The sequence below is a fragment of the Paenibacillus sp. Y5S-9 genome (assembly GCF_036894235.1).
GTDB lineage: Bacteria > Bacillota > Bacilli > Paenibacillales > Paenibacillaceae > Paenibacillus.
This window is the reverse complement of record NZ_CP145887.1, coordinates 4,437,165-4,461,017: the sequence shown is the minus strand read 5'-3', so window position 1 is coordinate 4,461,017 and position 23,853 is coordinate 4,437,165. Positions and strand designations below refer to the sequence as shown.

General features: G+C 45.7%; 27 protein-coding genes and 1 riboswitch. Of the genes, 22 read left to right on the top strand and 5 right to left on the bottom strand.

Features of this window, described 5'->3' with window-relative positions; translation table 11 throughout:
- Positions 1-102 precede the first annotated feature (102 nt).
- The 5 genes from V6669_RS19630 (at position 103) to sigF (ending at position 4,072) form a co-directional block, all read left to right on the top strand.
- Positions 103-927, top strand: coding sequence for a purine-nucleoside phosphorylase (locus tag V6669_RS19630; RefSeq protein WP_036607861.1), 825 nt, complete (start codon positions 103-105; stop codon positions 925-927).
- Positions 928-1,230: 303 nt separating this feature from the next.
- Positions 1,231-2,352 carry a D-alanyl-D-alanine carboxypeptidase family protein gene (locus tag V6669_RS19625; protein ID WP_338594996.1) on the top strand — a complete coding sequence of 374 codons (1,122 nt, stop codon included), beginning with the start codon at positions 1,231-1,233 and terminating at the stop codon, positions 2,350-2,352.
- 144 nt (positions 2,353-2,496) lie between these two features.
- Positions 2,497-2,850, top strand: a complete 354-nt coding sequence (spoIIAA, locus tag V6669_RS19620; protein ID WP_017687636.1) for an anti-sigma F factor antagonist — start codon at positions 2,497-2,499, stop codon at positions 2,848-2,850.
- A complete protein-coding gene (gene spoIIAB / locus V6669_RS19615; protein WP_338587703.1) occupies positions 2,847-3,302 on the top strand; it encodes an anti-sigma F factor in 456 nt (151 codons plus the stop codon). Before spoIIAA ends, spoIIAB begins: the two co-directional genes overlap by 4 nt.
- A gap of 14 nt (positions 3,303-3,316) precedes the next feature.
- Positions 3,317-4,072 (top strand): RNA polymerase sporulation sigma factor SigF, encoded by a 756-nt coding sequence (sigF, locus tag V6669_RS19610; RefSeq protein WP_036607856.1) that lies wholly within the window; start codon positions 3,317-3,319, stop codon positions 4,070-4,072.
- An 86-nt stretch (positions 4,073-4,158) separates the two neighbouring features.
- On the opposite strand, the gene V6669_RS19605 is transcribed toward sigF, so the two are convergent.
- Positions 4,159-5,088: an EamA family transporter gene (locus V6669_RS19605; protein ID WP_338587701.1), complete on the bottom strand. Its 930-nt coding sequence runs from the start codon at positions 5,086-5,088 to the stop codon at positions 4,159-4,161.
- Positions 5,089-5,196: 108 nt separating this feature from the next.
- Between V6669_RS19605 and V6669_RS19600 the strand changes: the two genes are divergently transcribed.
- The 17 genes from V6669_RS19600 (at position 5,197) to V6669_RS19520 (ending at position 21,732) form a co-directional block, all read left to right on the top strand.
- Positions 5,197-6,093, top strand: coding sequence for an AraC family transcriptional regulator (locus V6669_RS19600; protein WP_338587699.1), 897 nt, complete (start codon positions 5,197-5,199; stop codon positions 6,091-6,093).
- Positions 6,094-6,680: 587 nt separating this feature from the next.
- Positions 6,681-7,337, top strand: a complete 657-nt coding sequence (locus tag V6669_RS19595; RefSeq protein ID WP_338587698.1) for a stage V sporulation protein AA — start codon at positions 6,681-6,683, stop codon at positions 7,335-7,337.
- The gene (locus V6669_RS19590; RefSeq protein ID WP_026080996.1) at positions 7,318-7,746 is read left to right on the top strand and encodes a stage V sporulation protein AB; all 429 of its coding nucleotides are present in this window, start codon (positions 7,318-7,320) and stop codon (positions 7,744-7,746) included. The genes V6669_RS19595 and V6669_RS19590 overlap by 20 nt, the downstream gene beginning before the upstream one ends.
- A 24-nt stretch (positions 7,747-7,770) precedes the next feature.
- On the top strand, positions 7,771-9,438 hold the full coding sequence (locus V6669_RS19585) for a spore germination protein (RefSeq protein ID WP_338587697.1): 1,668 nt from the start codon (positions 7,771-7,773) through the stop codon (positions 9,436-9,438).
- Between the two features lie 104 nt (positions 9,439-9,542).
- Entirely contained in the window at positions 9,543-10,874 is a 1,332-nt protein-coding gene (gene lysA, locus V6669_RS19580) for a diaminopimelate decarboxylase (RefSeq protein ID WP_017687645.1), read from the top strand.
- Positions 10,875-11,122: 248 nt separating this feature from the next.
- Positions 11,123-11,554 (top strand): peptidylprolyl isomerase, encoded by a 432-nt coding sequence (locus tag V6669_RS19575; RefSeq protein ID WP_017687646.1) that lies wholly within the window; start codon positions 11,123-11,125, stop codon positions 11,552-11,554.
- A 107-nt stretch (positions 11,555-11,661) separates the two neighbouring features.
- Positions 11,662-12,975: a hypothetical protein gene (locus tag V6669_RS19570; protein ID WP_338587694.1), complete on the top strand. Its 1,314-nt coding sequence runs from the start codon at positions 11,662-11,664 to the stop codon at positions 12,973-12,975.
- Positions 12,976-13,143: 168 nt separating this feature from the next.
- Positions 13,144-13,310, top strand: a riboswitch (FMN riboswitch).
- Positions 13,311-13,633: 323 nt separating this feature from the next.
- Positions 13,634-14,737: a bifunctional diaminohydroxyphosphoribosylaminopyrimidine deaminase/5-amino-6-(5-phosphoribosylamino)uracil reductase RibD gene (gene ribD, locus V6669_RS19565; RefSeq protein WP_338587693.1), complete on the top strand. Its 1,104-nt coding sequence runs from the start codon at positions 13,634-13,636 to the stop codon at positions 14,735-14,737.
- Positions 14,738-14,798: 61 nt separating this feature from the next.
- A complete protein-coding gene (gene ribE / locus V6669_RS19560) occupies positions 14,799-15,467 on the top strand; it encodes a riboflavin synthase (RefSeq protein WP_036607839.1) in 669 nt (222 codons plus the stop codon).
- Positions 15,468-15,498: 31 nt separating this feature from the next.
- Positions 15,499-16,731: a bifunctional 3,4-dihydroxy-2-butanone-4-phosphate synthase/GTP cyclohydrolase II gene (locus V6669_RS19555; protein WP_091028885.1), complete on the top strand. Its 1,233-nt coding sequence runs from the start codon at positions 15,499-15,501 to the stop codon at positions 16,729-16,731.
- 101 nt (positions 16,732-16,832) lie between these two features.
- Positions 16,833-17,300: a 6,7-dimethyl-8-ribityllumazine synthase gene (gene ribE, locus V6669_RS19550; RefSeq protein WP_017687651.1), complete on the top strand. Its 468-nt coding sequence runs from the start codon at positions 16,833-16,835 to the stop codon at positions 17,298-17,300.
- Positions 17,301-17,404: 104 nt separating this feature from the next.
- Positions 17,405-18,205, top strand: a complete 801-nt coding sequence (locus V6669_RS19545; protein ID WP_076328266.1) for a segregation/condensation protein A — start codon at positions 17,405-17,407, stop codon at positions 18,203-18,205.
- Positions 18,174-18,830 (top strand): SMC-Scp complex subunit ScpB, encoded by a 657-nt coding sequence (gene scpB, locus V6669_RS19540; RefSeq protein ID WP_338587688.1) that lies wholly within the window; start codon positions 18,174-18,176, stop codon positions 18,828-18,830. The genes V6669_RS19545 and scpB overlap by 32 nt, the downstream gene beginning before the upstream one ends.
- A 187-nt stretch (positions 18,831-19,017) precedes the next feature.
- Positions 19,018-19,749, top strand: coding sequence for a DUF2953 domain-containing protein (locus tag V6669_RS19535; protein ID WP_338587686.1), 732 nt, complete (start codon positions 19,018-19,020; stop codon positions 19,747-19,749).
- Between the two features lie 148 nt (positions 19,750-19,897).
- Positions 19,898-20,380, top strand: coding sequence for a GerW family sporulation protein (ytfJ, locus tag V6669_RS19530; protein ID WP_338587685.1), 483 nt, complete (start codon positions 19,898-19,900; stop codon positions 20,378-20,380).
- A gap of 162 nt (positions 20,381-20,542) precedes the next feature.
- On the top strand, positions 20,543-20,965 hold the full coding sequence (locus V6669_RS19525; protein ID WP_338587683.1) for a phage holin family protein: 423 nt from the start codon (positions 20,543-20,545) through the stop codon (positions 20,963-20,965).
- Positions 20,965-21,732, top strand: a complete 768-nt coding sequence (locus tag V6669_RS19520) for an N-acetylmuramoyl-L-alanine amidase (protein WP_338587681.1) — start codon at positions 20,965-20,967, stop codon at positions 21,730-21,732. Before V6669_RS19525 ends, V6669_RS19520 begins: the two co-directional genes overlap by 1 nt.
- Positions 21,733-21,756: 24 nt before the next feature.
- On the opposite strand, the gene V6669_RS19515 is transcribed toward V6669_RS19520, so the two are convergent.
- From V6669_RS19515 to V6669_RS19500, 4 genes are all read right to left on the bottom strand, one after another.
- The gene (locus tag V6669_RS19515) at positions 21,757-21,945 is read right to left on the bottom strand and encodes a hypothetical protein (RefSeq protein WP_338587679.1); all 189 of its coding nucleotides are present in this window, start codon (positions 21,943-21,945) and stop codon (positions 21,757-21,759) included.
- 187 nt (positions 21,946-22,132) lie between these two features.
- Positions 22,133-22,360 (bottom strand): hypothetical protein, encoded by a 228-nt coding sequence (locus V6669_RS19510; protein ID WP_338587677.1) that lies wholly within the window; start codon positions 22,358-22,360, stop codon positions 22,133-22,135.
- Between the two features lie 175 nt (positions 22,361-22,535).
- Complete coding sequence (locus V6669_RS19505) at positions 22,536-22,805, bottom strand: hypothetical protein (protein WP_133385387.1); 270 nt, start codon at positions 22,803-22,805, stop codon at positions 22,536-22,538.
- Positions 22,806-22,988: 183 nt separating this feature from the next.
- Positions 22,989-23,729, bottom strand: coding sequence for a GT-D fold domain-containing glycosyltransferase (locus tag V6669_RS19500; RefSeq protein ID WP_338587675.1), 741 nt, complete (start codon positions 23,727-23,729; stop codon positions 22,989-22,991).
- Positions 23,730-23,853 lie beyond the last annotated feature (124 nt).

Below are 23,853 nucleotides of genomic sequence, written 5' to 3'. Positions count from 1 at the left end.
ATGCGGAACATTGGGCCGATTTAGGATAAAATAAATTGAATACATCCAAACGCCGTTATACATAAGACGGATCGTTTCAACTCAAGGAGGAACATACATCGCATGACAGCATTAAACCAACAAATGATTTCGGAAGCAGCATCTTATATTCAAAGCAAAAGCTCCATCAAGCCGGAAGTCGGTTTGATTTTGGGTTCGGGTCTTGGCGTACTGGCAGAACTGATTGAAGATGGTGTAAGCATCGCTTATCAGGATATTCCACATTTTCCGGTGTCCACAGTAGAAGGACATGAAGGTGAACTATTGGTCGGAACCATCAAAGGTCGTCCAGTCGTAATGATGAAAGGCCGTTTCCACATGTACGAAGGATATGGTCCGGAATTGACAGCTTTCCCGGTACGGGTTATGAAAGAATTGGGTGTAAGCAGCTTGCTTGTAACCAATGCTGCGGGTGGTGTGAATACGTCGTATGAAGCTGGAGACTTGATGCTGATCTCTGATCACTTAAATCTTACAGGCAAAAATCCACTGATCGGACCAAATGACGCTGCACTGGGCGTGCGTTTCCCTGATCTGTCCGAAGCATATAGCCGCCGTTTGCGTGCGCTGGCGAAGGATACGGCCGCATCACAAGGTTTTAACGTACGTGAAGGGGTATACGCAGGTATGCTCGGTCCGAACTATGAGACACCGGCAGAGATCAGAATGCTGCGTACATTGGGCGCAGACGCAGTGGGTATGTCCACTGTATCTGAAGTGATCGTGGCACGCCACGCAGGCCTGGAAGTACTCGGTATTTCCTGTATCAGCAACATGGCTGCCGGAATTTTGGACCAGCCGCTGTCACATGATGAGGTGATGGAAACGACGGAACGTGTTCGTGAGTCGTTCCTGGCGCTGGTAGTGGCGGTTATTCCGCAAATGTAAGCAAGATTTGAGTAGAGAAGGTTACCTCTTTGGATGAGAAATCATCGGGGGGTAACCTTTTTTTGTTGTGTTAAACGTACGGTTACTCATTCATTGAGTGCAGTACGTTTTTTTGCTTTGACCACATTTTTCAATAAAAGTTCGGGAAATCATGCTTTACATGGAATAATTTACTGGAAACGGGCCGACAATGATTAGCAGTACATGCATGGAACATGCAGTAAGCAAGTCATTTGAGGAGGTAACCTTGTGAAGAAAAGAATAATGGCATCGTTCATGACCCTTTGTATCCTGCTGTCCCTTATGGCATCAACGGCATTAGCTGAAGAAACACCGAAGGCAGCGGGAGGAACTGATCTTGCCCCGTCGGCGCGATCTGCGATCTTAATGGATGCAGATACGGGGACCGTCATTTATGAGAAAAACAGTCATGATCAGCTGCCTCCTGCGAGCATTACAAAAATTATGACCATGCTGCTTACGATCGAAGCGATCGACTCGGGCAAGCTGAAGCTGACGGACAAAGTAAGAACGAGTGAATATGCAGCTTCCATGGGCGGTTCGCAGATCTTCCTGGAGCCTGGGGAAGAAATGACGGTCGATGATATGTTAAAAGGGATCGCGATGGCTTCAGGCAATGATGCCTCAGTGGCTATGGCCGAGAAGATTGCTGGTTCGGAAGAAGCTTTTGTACAGCTGATGAATGAGCGTGCGAAGGAGCTTGGCATGAAGGATACTCATTTTGCCAACTGTAACGGCCTTCCGGTCGATAATCATTATTCTTCCGCCCATGACATTGCCGTCATGAGCCGTGAACTGTTGAAACATTCCGGGATTACAAAGTACACCGGTGCATATCAGGATTACCTTCGCAAAGATACGGAAAAGCCATTCTGGCTGGTGAACACAAACAAGCTGGTTCGTTTTTATGAAGGGGCAGACGGTTTGAAAACAGGTTACACTTCCGAAGCGAAATTTTGCTTGTCTGCAACAGCGTCCAAGGATGGACTGCGTGTCGTTTCCGTGGTACTTGGTGAACCAAATACCAAAACACGGAACAGCGAGGTGTCTTCGATGTTTGACTATGCCTTTAGCCAATATACGATGAAGGCGCTCTACAAGGCAGGGGATCTGCTGGGCAGTCTGAAGATCGAAAAAGGTGAAGTTGCCGAATTGCCTCTGAATGCCACGCAAAATTATAGTGTACTGATGCGCAAAGGAGCCAAATCCAACGACATCCGACATGAATTGTTGGTTGCCAAAGAATTGAAAGCTCCGATCAAGGCTGGGCAAAGTATAGGTAAACTTGTGGTTTACCAGGGCAATGACGTGATTAAGGAATTCGATATTCAGGCCCCGCAGGATGTGAATAAGGCTGGCTGGTGGAAGCTGTTCAAGCGGACAACGTCCAACCTGTTTGAGTAAACGGCGATTTCTGCGAGTTGCACGCATCCTTCGAACATATTTTGTAGTTAAATAGGGGTTTTCTTCTAGTTTTGTCGGGGGGCAGGAAAAGCCTTCGGAAGCGTAGAAATCCTTGTTCTAAGACAGGGAGGAGAGTGAGCAAACGTGAACTTGCATGTGGAAATGGAACACCATCGCGGGATTCTGATTGTACGATTATCCGGGGAGCTGGATCACCATACAGCTGACATGGTACGGATGCAAATGGATGAAGCCATCCAGCGGAGACAAAGCGAGCATCTCGTACTCAGCCTGAAAGATCTGCAATTTATGGACAGTTCGGGTCTGGGTGTCATTTTGGGAAGATACAAGCTCATTAAGAATAAAGGTGGCAAGATGGTGGTCTGTGACGTCAATTCGCCAGTGTACCGATTGCTGGAAATGTCGGGTCTGTTCAAGATTATGCCGATATACGAAAATGAGGGAACTGCTCTCTCAGGTCTGGAGGTCGTCTCATGAATGAAGGAACAGGGACAAATTTCATGAATCTGCAATTCGCGGCCAAGTCAGAGAATGAGTCGTTTGCACGGGTAACCGTTGCTGCGTTTATCTCCCAGCTTGATCCAACGATGGACGAGCTCAGTGACCTGAAGACGGTCATTTCGGAAGCCGTGACCAACAGCATCATCCACGGATACAACAACAACTCCGATGGGGTTGTGTCCATCCAGGCCGAGATTCGGGAAGACATGATTACGATTATTGTGGAAGACCGCGGTGAAGGAATCGAAGATCTTGAACTGGCCAAGCAGCCGCTATATACGTCCAAACCCGAACTTGAGCGGTCGGGCATGGGCTTCACCATTATGGAAAACTTCATGGATGAATTCGAAGTCAGCAGTGAGCCCGGCAGAGGCACCTCCATCAAGATGAAAAAAAGGATTGAATCCAAGAAAGCATTGTATAATTAGGGGTTGGTGTTCTTATGGATGCTGAAGTGAAACCATCTTCACAGACCTATTTGGACGATGCCGAGGTCAAACGGCTGATTGCGCTCAGTCAGTCGGGTGACCATGTCTCACGGGATACGCTGGTGAACTGCAACATCAGACTCGTCTGGTCCGTCGTACAGCGTTTTATGAACAGGGGATATGATCCGGAAGATCTGTTCCAGATTGGTTGTATCGGTCTGCTCAAGTCAGTGGACAAATTCGATCTCAGTTATGACGTGAAGTTCTCAACCTACGCGGTACCGATGATCATCGGAGAAATCCAGCGATTCCTGCGGGATGACGGTACCCTGAAGGTCAGTCGTTCACTGAAAGAGATGGCGAATAAAGTTCGCAAAAAAAGGGACGAACTGTCTAAACATTTGGATCGTCTGCCAACGATCAAGGAAGTTGCCGCAGAGCTGGGAGTAACCCCGGAGGAAGTTGTATTTGCCCAGGAAGCGAACAAACCACCGACCTCCATCCATGAGACGGTATTTGAGAATGACGGTGATCCCATCACATTAATGGATCAGATTGCCGACGAGTCTCAGGAACGTTGGTTTGACAAACTGGCCCTGAACGAAGCCATTGGTGGTCTCAGTGAGCGGGAGCGGTTAATCGTTTATCTTCGGTATTACCGGGATCAGACCCAGTCCGAGGTTGCCAGCAGGCTGGGAATATCTCAGGTACAGGTATCACGTCTGGAGAAAAAAATACTGCAATCCATCCGCGACCAGATCGCGCAGTGATTCTGGGATTGCAACAACAATATTGGCGCTTATGCACCAATATACGACAACTAACAACCTTCTATCGCGCATTATGGCGAGGAAGGTTATTTGTTGTTACTCCGGGGAGATCTCGAACGATTGGACTGCATGACCAGCATCATGCCAAGAATACATGCCATACCAATCCATTGATAGAAGCCAAAAGGTTCATGGAGCCATATGACAGTTGTTCCAACAGCAGCAAGGGGCTCTGCGCTCCCGAGCAAGCTAGTTTCCTTGGGTGTAAGACTTTTGAGACTCGCAATATAAAACCAAAAAGCAATCATGGTTCCAAAAAGGATTGTAAATATCAAATAACCGTAGGTTTCGAGCGTGATGCTAGCAAAATTCATTTTCCAGGGTGGGTGAATAAAACTCATTCCCAAACCAGCGATGATCATAGCCCAGCCAACCACAACAAGTGAATCGAATTTTTTAATCAGTTGCACGGCATACAGCGTATAAAATGCAGCTGAAACCCCGGATAATATGCCCCACATCACTGCGAGCCAGGAGACAGATAACTGCGTGAGTGAGCCGTTCGTCAGTAGGAGAAAACACCCACCGAGAGCCAGAACGGCGCATGCAAGGTCATTGCGTGTAAGGACAGACTGCTTACGGAGTGCGATGTAAATCATGATCATGACAGGGGACAGGTACTGCAGGAGTGTAGCTACCGCTGAATTACCGTGTTTAATGGATGCCATGTACGTATACTGGACGGTAAGCATGCCGACCAATCCAAAAATGATCAGCTGTCCAGCCGTTTTTTTATTTCTCCACACATCAAAAATCTGAAATCGTCCATTAGTAAACGATTGAATAACCAGTAATAGTAACCCAGCAATCAACAATCGTACCGTGACATACCAATTGACCTCAATTCCATCCAGTTGAAACAGTTTTTGAGATACCGTACCCCCAATGCCCCAACAGATGGCTCCGGTTAGAACGAGTACGATGCCTGAAATTTTGGATTTTGCAGAAGTTGTCATTCTTGTTCGCCTCACCTTAAATATAAGAATAGTGTTATATTAAGGAGAAATGCGGTACATTAATATCAATATTACACTTAAAAATATAACTATATTGAGATGAGGGCCATGCGGAAAATCGAATTTATCATTGATCAACATTTGAAAGAAATGACGCAACACCGTACCGATACATTATCTATAGCCTGTTATGAGACAACCATTGTTCAAAATGTTCACGGACATATTCCTCTCCACTGGCATGATGAATTGCAGTTTGTTACCGTTCTTCAGGGCACGGCACTGTTCCATATCAACGATCAAAAGATGATGTTGTCCAAAGGTGACGTGATTTTTATCAACAGTGGAATAATGCATATGGCCGAAGATCACGGTGTGAGCGAGAACTGCATTTATTTATGTCTGAATTTGTCCCCGCATGTTATCATGCCTTCGGATTTGTATATAAAGTACGTACATCCATATGTAACAGCAACTAATTTGCCTTTTCTGTATATCGAAAGAGCTAACGCTTGGGGAGAACAGATCCTGAGTGCCATTGCACGGATTAGAAAGGAGTTAGTGGAAAAAGTTCCTTTTTACGAAGTAAATGTTGCTTCTGCGGTGCTGAATATGTGGAAACTGCTGATTATGAACGGATATTCCCTGGAACATGATCCATCAGAGATGAGCAGAAACAACCGAATGAAAGACATGTTGCAATGGATTCATTTCAACTATGCCGAGCCGATTAAGCTGGAAGATATTGCAAAGGCCGGACAGTTAAGTCGATCGGAGACATGCCGTTATTTCAAGCAAATTCTGAAAACCACACCCATGCAATATGTGATCGAGTACCGCATCCAAAGAAGCATTGAACTATTGCAATCCTCCAAGCGTAGCATCACCGAAATTGCCTATGAGGTTGGTTTTAACAGCACGAGTTATTACATTAACCAATTCCGCAAAACAATGAATTCAACCCCTTTACGATTCAGAAGTGAATTGAACAAAAGAGAAAAATAACATAATTGTTGAGTTATTGTACATGATCCGTGAACTTATCTACCGATATCGAAGAGTCGCGCACACGGCGACTTTTTTTGATATGTGAAATAATGCTTCACACTCAATTACGCCCCAAATCGGTCAATAGTTACTCCTCCGTTAAAGTCAAAATAAACCCCAAAAAGCACATCTTTTAATTCCCTCCCTGCCTCCTCCCCAGCATATTTATTTCAAACGTTTGGAAATGGGAGGACTATGGGTAGCGGTGGGATGGAATCGGTCAAAAGGAGCGAAGCGTGAGGGTTCATCTAAGGATACATAATTAACGCAGGCGGCAGATTAGACCTGAAGAAGCGAAGCGTTCGCCTTTGTCTCCAAATTTCTAACACTTAGAAATCAATCAAAAGAATTTGGAGACAACAGCGATCAGAAGGTTGGTCTGCCGTCGGAGTGTCTGCGTGTATCCTCCCCCGAGCAACAGCGACCAATGACCGATCCATCCCGTAGCGCTAGCACCACCTCCCGATCTTTTTCCAACCCGTTTGTAATAAATTTGCACATTCTTCAAATACTAACTTAAATTACGCAGTAAAGGAGTGCTATGGATGTCCCAGACACCCACTCCAATGGTCTATATTCGTCTGCGCAGCCGTATTCGCATCCAGAGGGGCAGAGCAGTCAAGCTTGGAGACATCGCACATGTACTGACCTCTTCTGAAGACCAGGAGGGCAGGCTACTGGAGCTTGAACTGCTGCGCCCTGGACCGGAGGATGGCAATCTGATCCTCATTGATATATTGCAGATTATTCCCCAAATTCGGCGCATCTTGCCGGAGGTAAGTGTGGAACTGATGGGATCAGGTCATACGTTGGTTGAAGTCATTGCGGGAAATGGTCAACCTTCCAAGTCCCTGTTCATTCTGGTTTGGCTGCTGCTTTTCTTCGGATCAGCCTTAACCATTATGAATTTTCATGCTGATGTGAACATGCAGGAAGTACAGATTCGAATTGTGGAGATGCTTACTGGGCATCGGGACGAACATCCCTATCTGTTTCAAGTGGCGTATTCCATTGGCATTGGATTCGGTATGGCAGTATTTTTTAATCATTTGTTCAAGAAAAAGTGGAATGAGGAGCCTACCCCGCTGGAAGTGGAGATGTTCCTATACCAGCAAAATGTAGATAAATATGTGGTGATTGAAGAAAGCGAACGGATGCACGAGCAGGAACGCAGGGAGATGAATGCGGATGAGCGTTCTTAATGGAGCAATCAGCATTGTATTGGGTATTGCAGGGGGAATTGCCGTAGGGAGCGGCGTAATTGCGCTCATTCTGGTGCTCGATATGATTCCCAGGTTGGCCCAACTTACGCAATCGTATGACAAGACTCACTGGTACGAAGGGGCGCTGATCGGTGGTTCACTGCTCGGGACGGTGGCGGATTTCTGGCACTGGAAAATGCATGGGGTGCTGCTGCTCAGTCCAATCGTTGGTTTGTTCTGTGGGGTGTTCATCGGTCTGCTGGCCGCAGCGCTCACTGAGGTGCTTAATGTACTGCCCGTACTAGCCAAACGATTGGGCATGAAACCTTATTTGTTTGGATTACTGCTCGCCATGATTTTGGGCAAAATGACAGGTTCCCTGTTTGATTTTTTCATATATCAGCGGTAACTCGTGGCCATAGGAGGATGGAAGATGGATGAACAAACAGAGCACACAGGCCAGGAAAATAGTGAAGGTATAACGGAAGAGATGTTACACAAGTCTGCTTATGAGATTCAGAAGGAAGAAGAGGAGAAAGCGTACAGTAAGAAAAAACAAAATGAGATGTCCGACAGCATTGAGGAATCCGTACAATATTGGCAGGAAAACGATGATATCTCCCCACGCATGAGTGAGAATAGATATACACTGCAACAGGTCCTGGGGCTCGGAGAATCGTTTGACGTGAATATGAGGGAAATGGTTCTGGGTGGCAAGCATGTTGGATTGCTGATGATCACCGGCTTTGCCAAGGATGAGATTTTGCTTGAGGTGTTGAAAAGACTCACCTATCTCACGCCGGATGACGTGTCCGGACATGCTCTCAAATCCTATTTTGAATGTTACATTCCCCATATTCAGGTGGAAAAAGTTGAGAAGATGAGTGCGGTCATCAACAAGGTTCTTACTGGTATGAGCGCAATGTTTGTTGAAGGGGACCGCTCGGTCTTAATTATGGATACCCGGAGTTATCCGGTACGTTCACCCGAAGAACCTTCATTGGAAAGGGTAGTCCGCGGTTCCAGAGACGGTTTTACCGAAACACTCCTGACCAATGTAACCTTGGTGCGCCGCAGAATACGCGACCCTGGATTGAAATTTGAGATCATGCAGGTGGGGCGGAGAACACAAACCGATGTCTGCGTGGTGTACATTGACGATATTGTGGATAAAGTGCAAGTGGATTCAGTTCGTGAAAAAATTCAGCGAGTGGATATCGATGGTATTCCCTCCGCCGATAAACAGCTGGAAGAAGCGATTATCAACAAGGGTTGGAATCCGTTTCCACTCGTTCGGTATTCTGAGCGACCAGATGTTACAGCTTCCCATTTGCTGGAAGGACGAGTTGTCATTTTCGTGGACACTTCCCCCAGTGTGATGATTCTGCCTACGACCTTCTTCGACCTCTGTGAGCATGCCGAGGAGAATAGACAGACTGCCTTGATGGGAACGTATTTACGATGGGTGCGTTTTGCAGGGATTCTAATCTCGTTGTTTTTGCTACCACTATGGCTTCTGATGGTTATTGATCCTTCGATTAAACCGATGGGACTTGACTTCATTGGTCCGCAGGAAAATGTAAAGCTGCCGCTGATTCTACAGTTTCTACTGATTGAACTGGGGGTCGATTTATTACGGATGGCCGCGGTCCATACGCCTACACCTCTGGCCTCGGCAATGGGCTTGATCGCGGCAATTCTAGTCGGGGATATCGCCGTCAAAACAGGATATTTTGTCAATGAGGTTGTACTCTATATGGCTATCGCAGCCATCGGCATGTTTGCCACGCCGAGTTACGAGCTTGGACTTGCCAACAGGTTGGTCAGGTTGGTTCTGCTAGTCGCTGTTGCGATATTTAAGGTTCCTGGATTGGTCGTGGGCAGTACACTACTCATATTGGCGCTCACCGTTCACAGGTCGTACAATTCTTCGTATCTCTGGCCTTTTATACCGTTTAATGCAAAGGCCCTGGGCAACTTTTTATTCCGGCTTCCGTTGCTGGAAAATAAGAAACGTCCATCATTTAACAAAACCCGTGACAACACCAAAATGTCCGATGATCCGGACGGTGAACTGCGAAAAAGTAAAAAACACAAATGATCTTCCGAAAAATCCATTCATCTCGCTGCCTAATTTGATATACTGGTGTAAAATCATTGGAATAGCAACTGTTCCAGTATACAAAAAAGTGAGGAATGCAGATTATGTATTTACATGGTACAAGTAAAATAAATGCACAAGGACATCTGGAGATTGGCGGAGTTGATGCAACAGATCTGAAAGAACAATTTGGAACTCCCCTGTACGTTGTGGACGAGCAATTGGTTCGCGAGCGTTGCAGAGAGTACATGGAAGCGTTCCGTGCTTCCGGACTGGGTTTCCAGGTTGCTTACGCAAGTAAAGCATTCTGTGTAATGGCAATGTGTGCACTTGCAGCTGAAGAAGGACTTTCCCTGGATGTTGTATCTGATGGTGAACTGTTTACTGCACTGCAAGCAGGATTCCCGGCTGAGCGCATTCATTTCCACGGTAACAACAAAACGCTGGAAGAGATTGAAATGGCTCTTGATGCGGAGATCGGATGCTTTGTTGTTGATAACTTCAATGAACTGCATCTGTTGCAGGCTGTAGCAGCGGACAAAAATCGTAAAGTAAACATTTTGCTTCGTGTGACGCCTGGTGTTGAGGCCCATACGCATGAATATATTTCCACAGGTCAAACGGATTCCAAATTTGGATTCGATATTGGCAATGGTACAGCATTTGAAGCGATTGACTTGGCTTCCAAGCAGTCTAACCTGGTTTTGCTCGGTGTGCATTCCCACATCGGTTCCCAGATCTTCGAAGTTGAAGGCTTCCAGATGGCTGTTCAACGTGTTGCTGAATTTGCAGCAAGTGTATATGAGCGTCTTAATGTTGCTTTCAAAGTGGTTAACCTTGGTGGTGGATTCGGAATCCGTTATATTGATGGAGATACGCCGCTTGAAGTTGCGCAATATGTGAAGGCTATTACAGACGCAGTTAAAAATCATTTTGCCCAAATTGGCTATGCCGTACCTGAGATCTGGGTTGAGCCAGGCCGCAGTATCGTGGGTGAAGCGGGAACAACGCTGTATACTGTTGGAACAAGCAAAGACATCCCAGGCGTGCGTAAATACGTTGCCGTTGATGGTGGGATGACCGATAACCCACGTCCTGCTTTGTATGAATCCAAGTACGAAGCTGTGCTCGCTAACCGTGCGAATGAGGCTGCTCAGGAAACGGTATCTGTTGCGGGTAAATGCTGTGAGAGTGGCGATATGTTGATCTGGGATCTGGACCTGCCAAAAGTGGAGAGCGGCGATCTGCTCGCTGTAGCTTGTACAGGTGCATATAACTATTCCATGGCGAGCAACTACAACCGTATTCGTCGTCCGGCTGTTGTGTTTGTCAAAGACGGTCAAGGAGATGTCGTAGTACGCCGTGAGACGTATCAAGATATCATTCAGAATGACCTGGTACCAGCGCGCATTGGCAAACAGCCAGTAACTCGCTAATTCGTCAAAAGATAATGCGTTTCTGCATTATTCAGGATATAGGGATTTTAAATTTGAAGCAGATGAAAAGGGAACTTCCTTTTTCGTCTGCTTTTTGTATATTCGGACTAAATTATGAAAAAAGTTTCCGTTTTTTTTGCGATCCAGTCATTTTCGGTGTACACTAAGAAAAGTGCTGTAATGCTTGACCCAGGGTCATGCGTTCTGGCACCATTAACGATGGTCAATACGAAAGGAGTCATTTACATATGGCGAAACAAGCGAAAATTAAATTGGCAAACGGCGGAGAAGTTCTGATCGATCTGTTCGATCAAGAAGCTCCAAACACAGTAGCAAACTTTGAGAAACTGGCTAACTCCGGTTTCTACAATGGTCTTACATTCCACCGCGTTATCCCGGGCTTTGTAGCTCAAGGCGGATGCCCTAACGGTAGCGGTGCAGGTGGCCCAGGTTACACAATCAATTGTGAAATTAACCCGAACAAACATGAGCGCGGAACACTTGCTATGGCACATGCTGGCCGTAACACAGGTGGAAGCCAGTTCTACATCTGCTACCAACCGCAACCACATCTGGATGGACAACATACTGTATTTGGTAAAGTAACTAAAGGTATGGAGTTCGTGGACGCTTTAGAAGGTAAAGACAAAATGGAAACTGTTGAAGTTGTAGAAGCTTAATACCTTCACCTTAACTGGATCCAAACATGAAGTGCTTCTTTTATAGAAGCACTTTTTTTGTTTTTTTACATACTTGAAATCGATGATTAGAAAGGATGAATAAAACCTTGGATACGGTTACTCAGCTAAGCTTGTTAAAACAAATTTATAGTGAGCGCACGTTGTGGGATGAAGAACTGCAGGCATCGCGCCATGTCGTTCCGGATAGTCTATCCGTAAAGGATCGAGAAGCGCTTGAGGCAGCGGGGCATGAACCGAATCGATTTGTACGTCCCCAACATGATGAAACGATTACTGAGCTGAAAAAAGTTGCGAATCAATGGACGCTGAATGATGCAGCGCAGGCTTTTGTATCCTCTTTGTGGTCAGCACCCATGATCTGGCGCTCGTTGCTTACGGGCAAGCTTATTGCGAGCAGTATGCCAAGTCATGGACATACGCCATATCCATCTTCAAACACTTGTAAGATTTGCGGATTAAGTGTAGATCAAGCAACCGACACGACGCTGCAATGGTATTGGCGCATGACCAATGGAACCCCGTTGGACGGTGATCCTTTTGGATATGTGCTGGCACTTCGAGAGTTGGCTGCCGCGCAGGAGCTTCCAATACCTAATGATTACGACCGTTGGACATTCCGTGCGGTGTTAACGGTGCTGCGCGAATTACCTCCCAAAACACGCTACAGCAAGGCAGCAGTAGCGCTCAAGAAGGAACGTCTTTTGCCTACACAGAAGGAATATGCCTACCGTGATTTGCTTGAGACGTTAGCTCTGATTGGCATATTGGATACGCCGGAACATCCTGGAATGATCACGGAATTCACCACTTACATGCAACGTGACGCACGCCCCAATGTTCGGGTTGAGGTACAGGCGCCTCTGGCGTGGTGGGACTCATCTGTAGGAATCAATGAGAACAACCTGAACAAGATATTTCATGATTTTGATCTGAATAATATATCTCTTGCGGATAAGCCTGATGAGAGTCCAGCTGTAAAGGACACGATCTTAGGAGCATTGGAGAAGAAGAGAAGTGTTCGCGGAAAAGTACCAAAGGCATCTCCTGATGCAGGTACCGGGGAGGTACAGTCTGGAGATGTGTATGCTGTTCGGGTCCGGGAAGGTGTATGGGTGACAGTATACTGTCATGAAGTCAGAGACAAGCGTGTCATCGTTGAATATTTGGATGGTGTCTTTCCAGAGATGCCGGGAAAAGCAGATTTGCATGGAACGTTTCGACCGAGAGCGAATGGACGCTGGAAATGCTCGGCTATTGCGATTGATTCCACAAGTTGGGTCAGAAGGGTGGCAAGAGAGTTCCCGCTTCCGACTTCGCCCCTGCAAGAACCTGATCGCACTCCATTCCATAATGCCAAAGAATTAAAGCATATGGCGAGCTGGTGTTTTCCTGATATGTAGAATACTGCGATGGATGTGAAATGTGCCTCCAAACAAAAACCGTACCTCCTTGAGAGGAAGCGGTTTTTTGTTGTTTCTTAGCTTATTAAAAGTTAGTATGTGACAAAAAGGAACAAAAAACAATTGATTTTTTGGCATTAAAGTGCTAACATCCAAGTAATAACGAAAGCAATCCTTCAGGGCAGGGTGCAATTCCCTACCGGCGGTGATGCAGGAAGTGTAAGGACACATGTCCAGCACTTGATGCAAAGTCCGTGACCTGTCTGCCTGTGGCAGATGGCTGATCTGGTGTAATTCCAGAACCGACAGTATAGTCTGGATGGGAGAAGGAGAGGTGCAGACCTAACAGGTTTGCATTCAGCAGGAGTATTGCTGTACAGTCTAGATTGGTAATGTCTTGCACTGTGCAGGGAAAATCCGGTTACGCTGGACAGTTCCATACATATGCCACACTATAAAAGCTCTTTACCTGTAATTGATGTTCATTAAGGTATGTGTCTATTTTCACTTGCCCGAAATGAAGTTTTGGGCAAAGTGTTGGCGTGCTGTATCCATTTCACTCCTGCTGGTGACATTTGTCTCTCATCATCCCCATCGAACTGATTGTTCGACGGGGATTTTTTAATAAAAAAGACTTTAAACCGCGGGGTGAACGGATTTGGAAATGATCAATGATGAATTTTATATGGCACTGGCATTGGATATGGCGGAACGAGCACAAGGACAGACGGGGATTAATCCGGTCGTTGGATGTGTAGTTGTGAAAGAAGGTCGTATTGTAGGTCTGGGGAGCCATCTGAAACGTGGAACCGGTCATGCGGAGGTGCATGCCCTTAACATGGCAGGCAGCGATGCAGAAGGAAGTACGGTATACGTTACACTTGAGCCCTGTAGTCATTATGGCAAGACGCCACCTTGTAGTGAACGCCTGATTCATGAAAAGGTAAAACGTGTTGTCGTATGTTGTGAAGATCCAAATCCGCAAGTATCCGGCAGAGGCATCAGCATGCTTCGTCAACAAGGCATTGAAGTTGAAGTTGGCGTACTGCGTGAGCGTGGAAGACGCATGAATGAAAAATTCATTAAATTTATAACAACGGGTCTACCTTTTGTGACACTGAAAACGGCTACTACTTTGGATGGCAAAATTGCTACTCGCAGCGGAGACAGCAAGTGGATCTCCAACGAGCCCGCTCGTGAGATTGTGCATGCCCTTCGTCATCGTCACCAGGGAATTATGGTTGGCGTCGACACAGTGATTGCCGATAATCCGGAACTTACAACCCGTTTACAAGTGGAAGGCATTAGTCCGGTGCGCATTGTGGTGGATTCCAAGTTGCGTCTTCCCGTAGGTGCCAAAATGGTTAAGGATGGTCTTGCTCCAACATGGGTTCTCACCACAGACGAAGCCAGTCCTGAAGCTGCTGAACGTTTGGAAGCTTACGGTATTGAGATTATACGCTGTGGTCCTGGACCACGTGTGGATCTGTTAAGCGGACTTAGCAAGTTGGGTGAGCGTGAGATTGGTTCGATTTTGCTTGAAGGTGGGGGCACTCTGAATGGAGCCATGCTGGAGGCACGGTTGGTCGATCGACTGCTCATGTTTATCGCTCCGAAGATTGTAGGCGGTTATGATACACCTGGAAGCTTCCGCTTCGAAGGTGTGGAACGTATGAATCAGGCGATTCAATTGAATCAGTTGGAGATCGAAAAAGTTGGAGATAATATCAGCATTGGCGGTATTCCGGTGTGGCCTGAATAAATAAATGAATTTTAAAGAAACAAGTTAGACTCTTTATAAATTGAACAAGGGAGGCGGCAGCATGTTTACCGGTTTGGTGGAAGAAGTCGGTCAGATCCGGCGTATTGGTCGGAAAGGCGAAGCGATGGTCCTGAATATCGGAGCTTCCGCCATCATGGACGATCTGAAAATTGGTGATAGTGTAGCAGTGAACGGCGTGTGCTTAACTGCGACAACGCTCGAAGGTGGAGGTTTTACCGCCGACGTAATGCCTGAAACCTATCGCCATACCAATCTCAGTCAGCTGCAATCTGGCAGTAAAGTTAATCTGGAGCGGGCTATGCAATCTGGCGGTCGTTTTGGCGGACACATCGTTCAGGGCCATGTCGATGGTACCGGAGTGATTGGCAGTATAACACGTGATCAGAATGCGATTGTGTTTGAGATCAAACCTGATGATCACCAGTTGTTCAAATATCTGATTCCCAAAGGATCGGTTACACTGGATGGCATTAGCTTGACCGTTGTCCATACATCGGATACCGCATTCACGGTTTCCATAATCCCGCATACCATTGGTGAAACTGTACTAAATGTGAAAAAGACAGGGGATACCATTAATATCGAATGCGATATTTTGGGCAAATATGTGGATCATCTGCTCCAGTATGGGAGAGGACATCGAGAGACGGGTGCTGGCAAGCCGCGCAGTATCAGTGAAGATTTTCTCTCCAATCACGGATTTGCATAAATAGAAACAGAAATAAACTGGAGGTGGACCCATGTCAGAACAATCCATTTTGGATACGATAGAAGAAGCCATATATGATCTCATGCGTGGCAAACCCGTCATTGTTGTGGATGATGAAGATCGGGAGAATGAAGGCGATTTTATCGCTTTGGCCGAAAAGGCGACACCTGAAGTCATTAATTTCATGATTACTGAAGGTAGAGGTCTGGTCTGTGTTCCGATTACACAACAACGTGCGGACGAACTGAATCTGAAACCGATGGTTCAACAAAATACGGATTTCCATGGAACAGCCTTCACCGTCTCTGTGGACCACAAAGATACGACAACAGGTATCTCGGCACATGAACGCTCTATTACCGTGAAAGGTCTGATCGATCCTGAAGCGAAAGCTGGGGACTTCCGTAAGCCTGGTCACATGTTCCCGCTGATTGCAAAAGATGGCGGTGTTCTTCGTCGTGCCGGGCATACAGAAGCGGCGGTAGATTTGGCCATTATGTGTGGTTCATATCCCGCAGGCGTGATCTGTGAAGTGATTAAGGAAGATGGCACAATGGCCAGACTTCCGGATCTGCAGGAGATTGCCCGCAAGCATGATCTGAAGCTGATCAGTATTCAGGACATGATTCGTTACCGTAACGAAAAAGAGCAGCTGGTTCAACGTGAAGTGGCTGTGCGTATGCCAACGGACTTTGGCGAGTTTCAAGCGGTGGCATATACAAACGCTGTGGATAACAAGGAACATGTGGCTTTGGTGAAAGGTGAAATAGATGGTTCCAAACCCGTACTTGTACGTGTGCACTCTGAATGTTTGACTGGTGATGTATTCCATTCCCATCGTTGTGACTGTGGTCCTCAGTTTGATGCGGCACTCAAACAGATTAACGAGGAAGGCAACGGCGTACTGCTCTATATGAGACAGGAAGGCCGGGGCATTGGGCTAATCAACAAACTCAAAGCCTATAAGCTGCAAGAGGAAGGTCTGGATACGGTGGATGCAAACCTGAAGCTGGGATTTGCTGCCGACTTGCGTGATTACGGGATTGGAGCTCAAATTCTGAAAGACCTTGGGGTTCGTCAGATCAGACTGTTAACTAACAATCCTCGTAAAATTAAAGGCCTTGAAGGATACGGACTTGAAGTTGTAGAGCGTGTTGCGATACAGATGGAAGAGAACGAGGACAATACGGTTTATCTTCATACAAAGCAAGCAAAGCTGGGGCATATGCTCAAGTTTGATGATATCGAACAAAACGAACAGTAAATATATTTTAGATGAATAACGTTCACCATGTAATTTATGGAAGAGATTAATTAGGATTTCCGTTACTTACATTACATTATACCGTTAGGGAGATGACTTGAATGCCACAATTTTTTGAAGGACATTTAGTATCAGAAGGATCACGTTATGGAGTTGTCGTTGGACGTTTCAACGAATTCATCACCAGTAAATTACTTAGCGCAGCGCTTGATGCATTCAAACGTCACGGCGTGCAGGATGATGAAGTGGATGTAGCCTGGGTTCCAGGAGCGTTCGAAATCCCTCTGATTGCGCAGAAAATGGCGGAGAGCGGCAAGTATGATGCGGTGATTACCCTGGGAACTGTCATTCGTGGATCCACTACGCATTACGATTATGTGTGCAACGAGATGGCTAAAGGGGTAGCAGCAATTAATCTGAAAACTGGCGTGCCTACAATCTTTGGATTGGTTACGACAGAAAATATTGAACAAGCGATTGAACGTGCCGGAACCAAAGCGGGTAACAAAGGTTGGGATGCAGCTACGGCGGCAATTGAGATGGCAAACTTGACGAAACAGCTAAAATAGTGCTTATTTAATAGTAGTGCCCTGCTTTGCGCAGACGAACACGGGAAACCGGATTCGTACGGCTTAGCAGGGTTTTGTATTTTTCTGGCGGGAGGATTCGTCTAGTGACGGTAGTTACATACAAACTGGAGACTTTTGAAGGGCCTTTGGATCTGCTGCTTCATTTGATTGATAAGGCTGAAATTCATATCCAGGATATTCCCATCAGCGATATTACCGATCAATACATGGCGTACCTGCATTCGATGCAGGAACTGGAACTGGATATTACGAGTGAATTTCTGGTCATGGCAGCAACATTGCTGTCGATCAAGAGCAAACTTTTACTGCCTAAACCACCGGTAATTGAGGACTTCGAGGATTATGATTTTATGGAAGAAGAAGATTATGATCCACGTGCAGAGCTGATTGCACGTCTGATAGAATATCGCAAGTACAAGGGAATTGCGCGTCATCTTCATGAACGGGAGTGGGAACGCAGCCTTATATTTTCCAAAGAGCCCGAGGATCTGCGCCCCTATATGCCCGTAGAAGCCCAATCGAACCCGGTTGAGGGTTTACACACCTCTGACCTGATTGCAGCATTTCAGAAGGCGCTACGCAAGGCTGAGAAGCGTACAACTGTAACCCGGATCAAACGGGATGAGATTTCGGTTAAGGACCGGATACGGGATGTCATCGGCGCTTTGGAAAGTATGGGGCCGGGAGGCAGACTGTTATTTTCCAAGTTGATGGATGAACATATCTATCGCCATGAGATTGTTGTCACTTTTCTGGCGGTGCTGGAACTGATGAAGATGAAGCAGATTGTCTGTTATCAGGAACGGATGTTTGAGGATATCGTTATGGAGTGGAGAGGGGAAACAAAGAATCATGGATTTTCCGAAATTGAAATCGATTATTGAAGGCCTGCTGTTTTTGTCCGGAGAAGAGGGTCTGAGTATCAAACAAATTGCCGAGATCGTCGACCAGCGAGTGGAACTTGTAACGGACGCGATTGAGGAGATGATTCATGAATTTTCACAGCAGGGACGAGGTGTACAGATTCTCAAGATCGCTGGTGTAGTGCAGTTGGGCACCTTGCCTGACCATGCTGTATATTTCGAGAAATTGGCATACTCTCCCGCACGAACGTCCTTATCCCAAGCGGCTCTGGAGACGCTGGCCATTGTGGCGTATCGTCAGCCGATTACACGGGTAGAGATTGAGGAAATCCGTGGTGTAAAATCGGAGCGGGCCATCCATACACTTGTGAATAAGGATTTGATTATTGAAGTGGGACGAGCCGAGGCGATCGGACGACCAATTCTGTACGGAACGACCAAGTCATTCCTGGATTATTTCGGACTGGCTTCAATTAAAGACCTTCCTGAACCAGGTTTGTTCGAAGATTCCGAAAACCTAGAGGAAGAGACACAACTGTTATTCAACAAACTGGATTTGCAACAACTGGAACCGGAAAGTGTTAATCCAGCGGATGACCTAAGTCATATCGACAACGAAGACGATAATACGGATTCTTCACTCTAATTGAAAGTTCATATTAACCGACACCCAAAGTGGGGTCGGTTTTTTTGTGCATTATTTTTAGATAAATGGTGAATAGAACAGTATCCATACAAATATGAAATGGGATTTTTAGGTCAGACGTGAATTTTTTCCTATCCAGAGTGCCATACTAGACGAGAAAAGAATTGAGGGCTTGGAGGTAAGGCCTGTGTGGATTTGGCTTGGAGGAATCGGTTTGTTGTTCGCATTGCTGATTGCCGCAGTCCTCATCTCAAATGTTCATGTACATTTTACATTCAGTAAACATAAAAGTGATGATTACGCCAATATTAATGTTCGTCTTCTCTATGGAATTGTGCGGATTAACTATGAGATCCCGAGTATTGTTTTTCGTAATATGAAGGAAGGTTTTCTGGTCAAGACCGAACAATCCATGAATCATTCGAGAGGTGAGGCCCAGGGAAGTGAGCGGGTCAACAAACGTAAAGTCAAGAAGTGGGCTAAAGATGTGAAAATTATGCTTAGGGCAACGGACGCGCTCAAGCTGTGGCTGAAGCAAACACTCACACGCGTACATATGACTCAACTGTCCTGGGCTACCCACATCGGCGTTGGTGATGCAGCATATACAGCGGTGCTGACGGGATGGGTGTGGAGTATCAAGTCCATTATTATTGGTTTTCTCACCTATCAGATCCGCTTTGATGAAACACCCGTGCTTCAGGTTATGCCGGTATGGTCCGATGAAATGGAATTTAAGACGGAGCTCGATTTCAGAGTGAAAATTCGGATTACAGCCGTTCTGATCGCTGGAGTTACACTACTCACCCGTGTGCTTCAAGTTGAAGGCGGATGGCGGATGTGGTTCAAACTTCTTCAGGAACTGCGCAGCAGACATAAGGCGAAGCAAAAGAAAAAGCTTAGTGGGACAACACTGTAGACGCCTATCTTAGCCGGTCTGATTTTGGGAATATGAGGTTGGGGTTCGGTGAGTGTACTTAAAATGTATATTTACATAAGTCCCTTCAAGTTTGGGGATGATATGGTTAGATCAAACCTAGCTTACATTGAAACTGGAGGGAATTTAAATGTCAGATCATCCAATTCAAGGCTTAATGGAAACCGCAATGGAAAATATCAAGGCCATGGTGGATGTCAATACAATTGTTGGCGATGCAGTCGAAACACCAGATGGTACTGTGATTTTACCTATTAGTAAAGTGGGATTCGGATTTGCTGCCGGTGGCAGTGATTTTCACGTCAATGGAGAAAGTCATGGCAAAAGTGGTACTACAGGTACCTCTGCTGAACATGCCAGTTCAGCTAAAGTGGCTTCTCCATTTGGCGGCGGTAGTGGCGGCGGTGTATCCATACGTCCTATTGCGTTCCTGGTGGTAGGCAAACAGGGGGTACACATTGTGCCACTCGATAATTCAACACATCTGTTTGAGAAACTCATTGACTCTACTCCTTATGTTCTGGACCGAATTCAAGGCATGTTCCAACGTAATACAACACCAACGAATACTACAGGTGTACCGGTTACACCTGATCCATCAACCTACAGCTGAATCATTTCGTCATGATCCCTCCCGCATCCTAGCGGTGAGGGATTTTTGCTGTTTGTATAGCGGATGGTGAATGTTTTTTCGGAGGTTTTTGTATTCCATGAGACTTATGTCTGTGATCCGCCTAACCTAGACATGAAATAGGTTATTGAAGGGGGAACGTTAATGCACAGAGACACCGTTTTTATGGTTTTGCTTGGCTGGCTACTATCTGCAGTCGTGTATTTGGTAGGAGGAATTGATCACCTGTTTATTGCAGTGACCATCTTTGTGGGGTTGGATTACATCACAGGGGTGCTATCTGCATGGTATAGGAAGGAGTTATCCAGCAGGGTTGGATGGTGGGGGCTTGCTCGTAAGTCATTGACATTTGTTTTTGTCATTATTGCACATCAACTGGATATGGTTGCAGGCAATTCCAATGATTTTATGCGAGATGCAATGTTAATGTTCATCATTGGTACCGAAGGAATCAGTATATTGGAGAACCTGGGGAAACTGGGCCTGCCTGTACCTAAGTTTATCACTTCAGCCCTCTTTAAGCTTCGAGGGAATGAAGATCAAGTTGAGGACAAGGAGAAGATGTAATGATACAGATCATCAAGGATTACATACCTGTGAATAAATACAGTCGGGCCGGACTGAAATTAAAAGCGAAACGTGGAATTGTGATGCATTATACGGCTTCTCCCGGAGCGCCCGCGAAGAACATTAGCAAATACTTTGCAAGTTTGGCACAGCAAGATTCCAATAAAGCAGTGAAAGGTCGTTATGCAAGTGCACATTACTCGGTAGATCGAACGTCGATATATAACAGTCTCCCGGATGATGAACTAGCCTATCACTGCGGGAGTGCAACATACACGAAGGAAGCTCTGGCCAAACTTGGGACATATCCGAACAATAGTACAGTGGGCATTGAGATGTGCATTGAAAAGGATGGCAGTATTCATGAAGATACATTCAATAACGTTGTAGACCTCGCAGTATACCTAATCAGGGAACGGGACTTTCCACCCGTCTTCTTCACACATAAAGAAGTGGTTGGATGGAAGGAATGCCCGCTGCCATGGATTAAACAACCAGGTGAATATGAAAGATTTAAACAAGCAGTACATACAAAATTAAACCCGCTGCAACAAATAGCAATCACGGAGGATGATGATATGAATACGGTTCTGGATTATGCACAATGGGCCTGGAATGAACTTGATCAGTACATTGGAGATGCCTACAACGACAAGGTGATTGAAGATTGGGCATGGGTAGAGAAGGTACGCAAGAAGAAGTTAACCTATGGAGAGTTGCTGTTACTGAAGGTTTTAATTGATGAGCGCAGACGTAAAAAGTCCTGACCCAAAGTACATCTCAGATAGAGGCTATGCCTGTCTGCTGGTTAACCAGGAGTTAAAGTGTGCTGGATCTTTCAAAAAATAAAAATCTTGTATAATCACGATATGGTCAGGATACTCAAGTTCATATTGGGTCTGAATCGAGGATTCATCAATGACTCCAATAACAGCGAGTTGATTTGTTTCGATCACATGTATTGGTGTGGGTGAGCTCATACAACCATCCTTTCGTTTATTAAGTCAGTGTCAACAGGGGCGATGGAGATATCCATGGTCCCTAGATGACCTATACGAGGCAGGATGGGGAAGGTTAAGCTGATCCGGTTCAAAACGGGTTCAAAATTCATAAATATAAAAAAGCAGAACCCCACTTCGAATGTGATGTGGGGTTCTGCTTATGTAACTACTCTTTTGAGAACGTGTCCAGGGCCTCATCTGTAAGATGGAGTTCTGCGAAAGCCCTGCATATCTTTTGGAAAGATCTAATCGTATTTGTCTCGTACAACATCTCAATGGGATCAAAACCCAACATAACAAGCGAATCCACAAGTTCTGTCTGATCTACTTCCGCATGGTGGAGCGCTTCAAGCATGGTTTCAATAACTACTAAAAATAAAATGGCTTTATTCACTGTCTCGATCGGTGTCCCCTCCTTCGTAATACTACTAGAATAAGCGGAGGAGGACGGAAAATAACGAGAAAGTCCAATTTCTCAGTGATGAATCTATTCAATCTAAAAGTGTGGAGAGAATAATTGGTTGATGTACATTAAAATCTGATGATAAGCTCTCCCCTTGTATGTAAGATTAAGCTTTTTCGTTTACTTCGTGGATAATGGAATCAATTAATTCATCATCAATCAGCGTGCTAGCTTTTTCGAGTGCCAACAGAATACCTTGCGGTTGTTCAAAAAAGACTGTAGAGAGAATAGGGGCAACCTCATCTAGATTAATCTTCTCAGCTTTGACCATACTGATCAAGGCAACTACGATCTCATGTCCCTCCACGTTACCTTCCATAAATCTTGTTCTTAGATGAGTTGCTACTATTTCGGTCTTTGACTGCGAGTACGCCATTACATTTCCCTCCAACGGTTTGAATATCTTAGCAGAGCTCCTCTTCATGCAAGTTTAAACCAAGTTAGATTAGGAGTTATCTTAACAATAATAAGGCAGATAGTTTAATTTATCAACAGCCACTAAGTCAATAAAATCGGATTGGAATCACCGTTTTATCCAGTAAAAAAGACCCGGAGAGGGTCATTTTTTTGGTCTGCCTTCCCAATAATCAGGAAATCCGTTGTAATCCCAGGCGTTCAGATTTTCGCTGTCGGCTTGAATGGCAACATCTGCTCCGGAACCAAAGTCAACACCTACGGTTTGCAGTTCTTTGGCCTTAATAACCAGTACCTTGCCAGGTGCACCTGCACATACCAAAGCAAGCTTCCAAGGTGTCTGTTGGTAGATATGTTCCATTTGTTTGGATGCTGTGCTCACATGAGACCACGAGGGGCAGTCCACCGTTCCTACGATGCTTGTCCACCCGTATCTCCGCTCCAGAACTTCTCGATATTGCTCGGCCTTGGCTCCGCAGAGCAGAATAGGCATGGTCTTGAACGTTTCATAGAATAACTTGAATCGGGCGATGTAATTATTCTCAAAAGCATAGAAGGTCTCCCGGGGTTCAACCTTGTAATATGCAAGGCACATATCGAATAACGGTTTGAAATACCAGTGATCTGTCTGGATCAGATGTCCGACGTAATCCGCTTTTCGCAGGCAGTGTACGATAATTTCTCTCGCACTCGCATTGGGTAAGGTTATGCCGCAATAGGTAGGATCGTTCAACCAGCCGTAATGAGACTTGATGAAATCCATAGTCAGAACGGTGTCGTGAGCCAGAATGGTGTTGGAAGCATCCCCAAATCGAACAGAAGCATGGGCTTCTCCATCAGAGGCCAGTTGGAACCAGTTGCGGATTAAATCTACACTCCCCAGCATGCATGTCGCCTTCTTCCCATGTGTGAATTATGGTTTCTTCAGTATACATATTCATCAACTCCTTCTGTATTAGAATAGGAAAAATGCCTCGTTCTCTCTCTTCTTTTGAGGAAACACTCCTTTT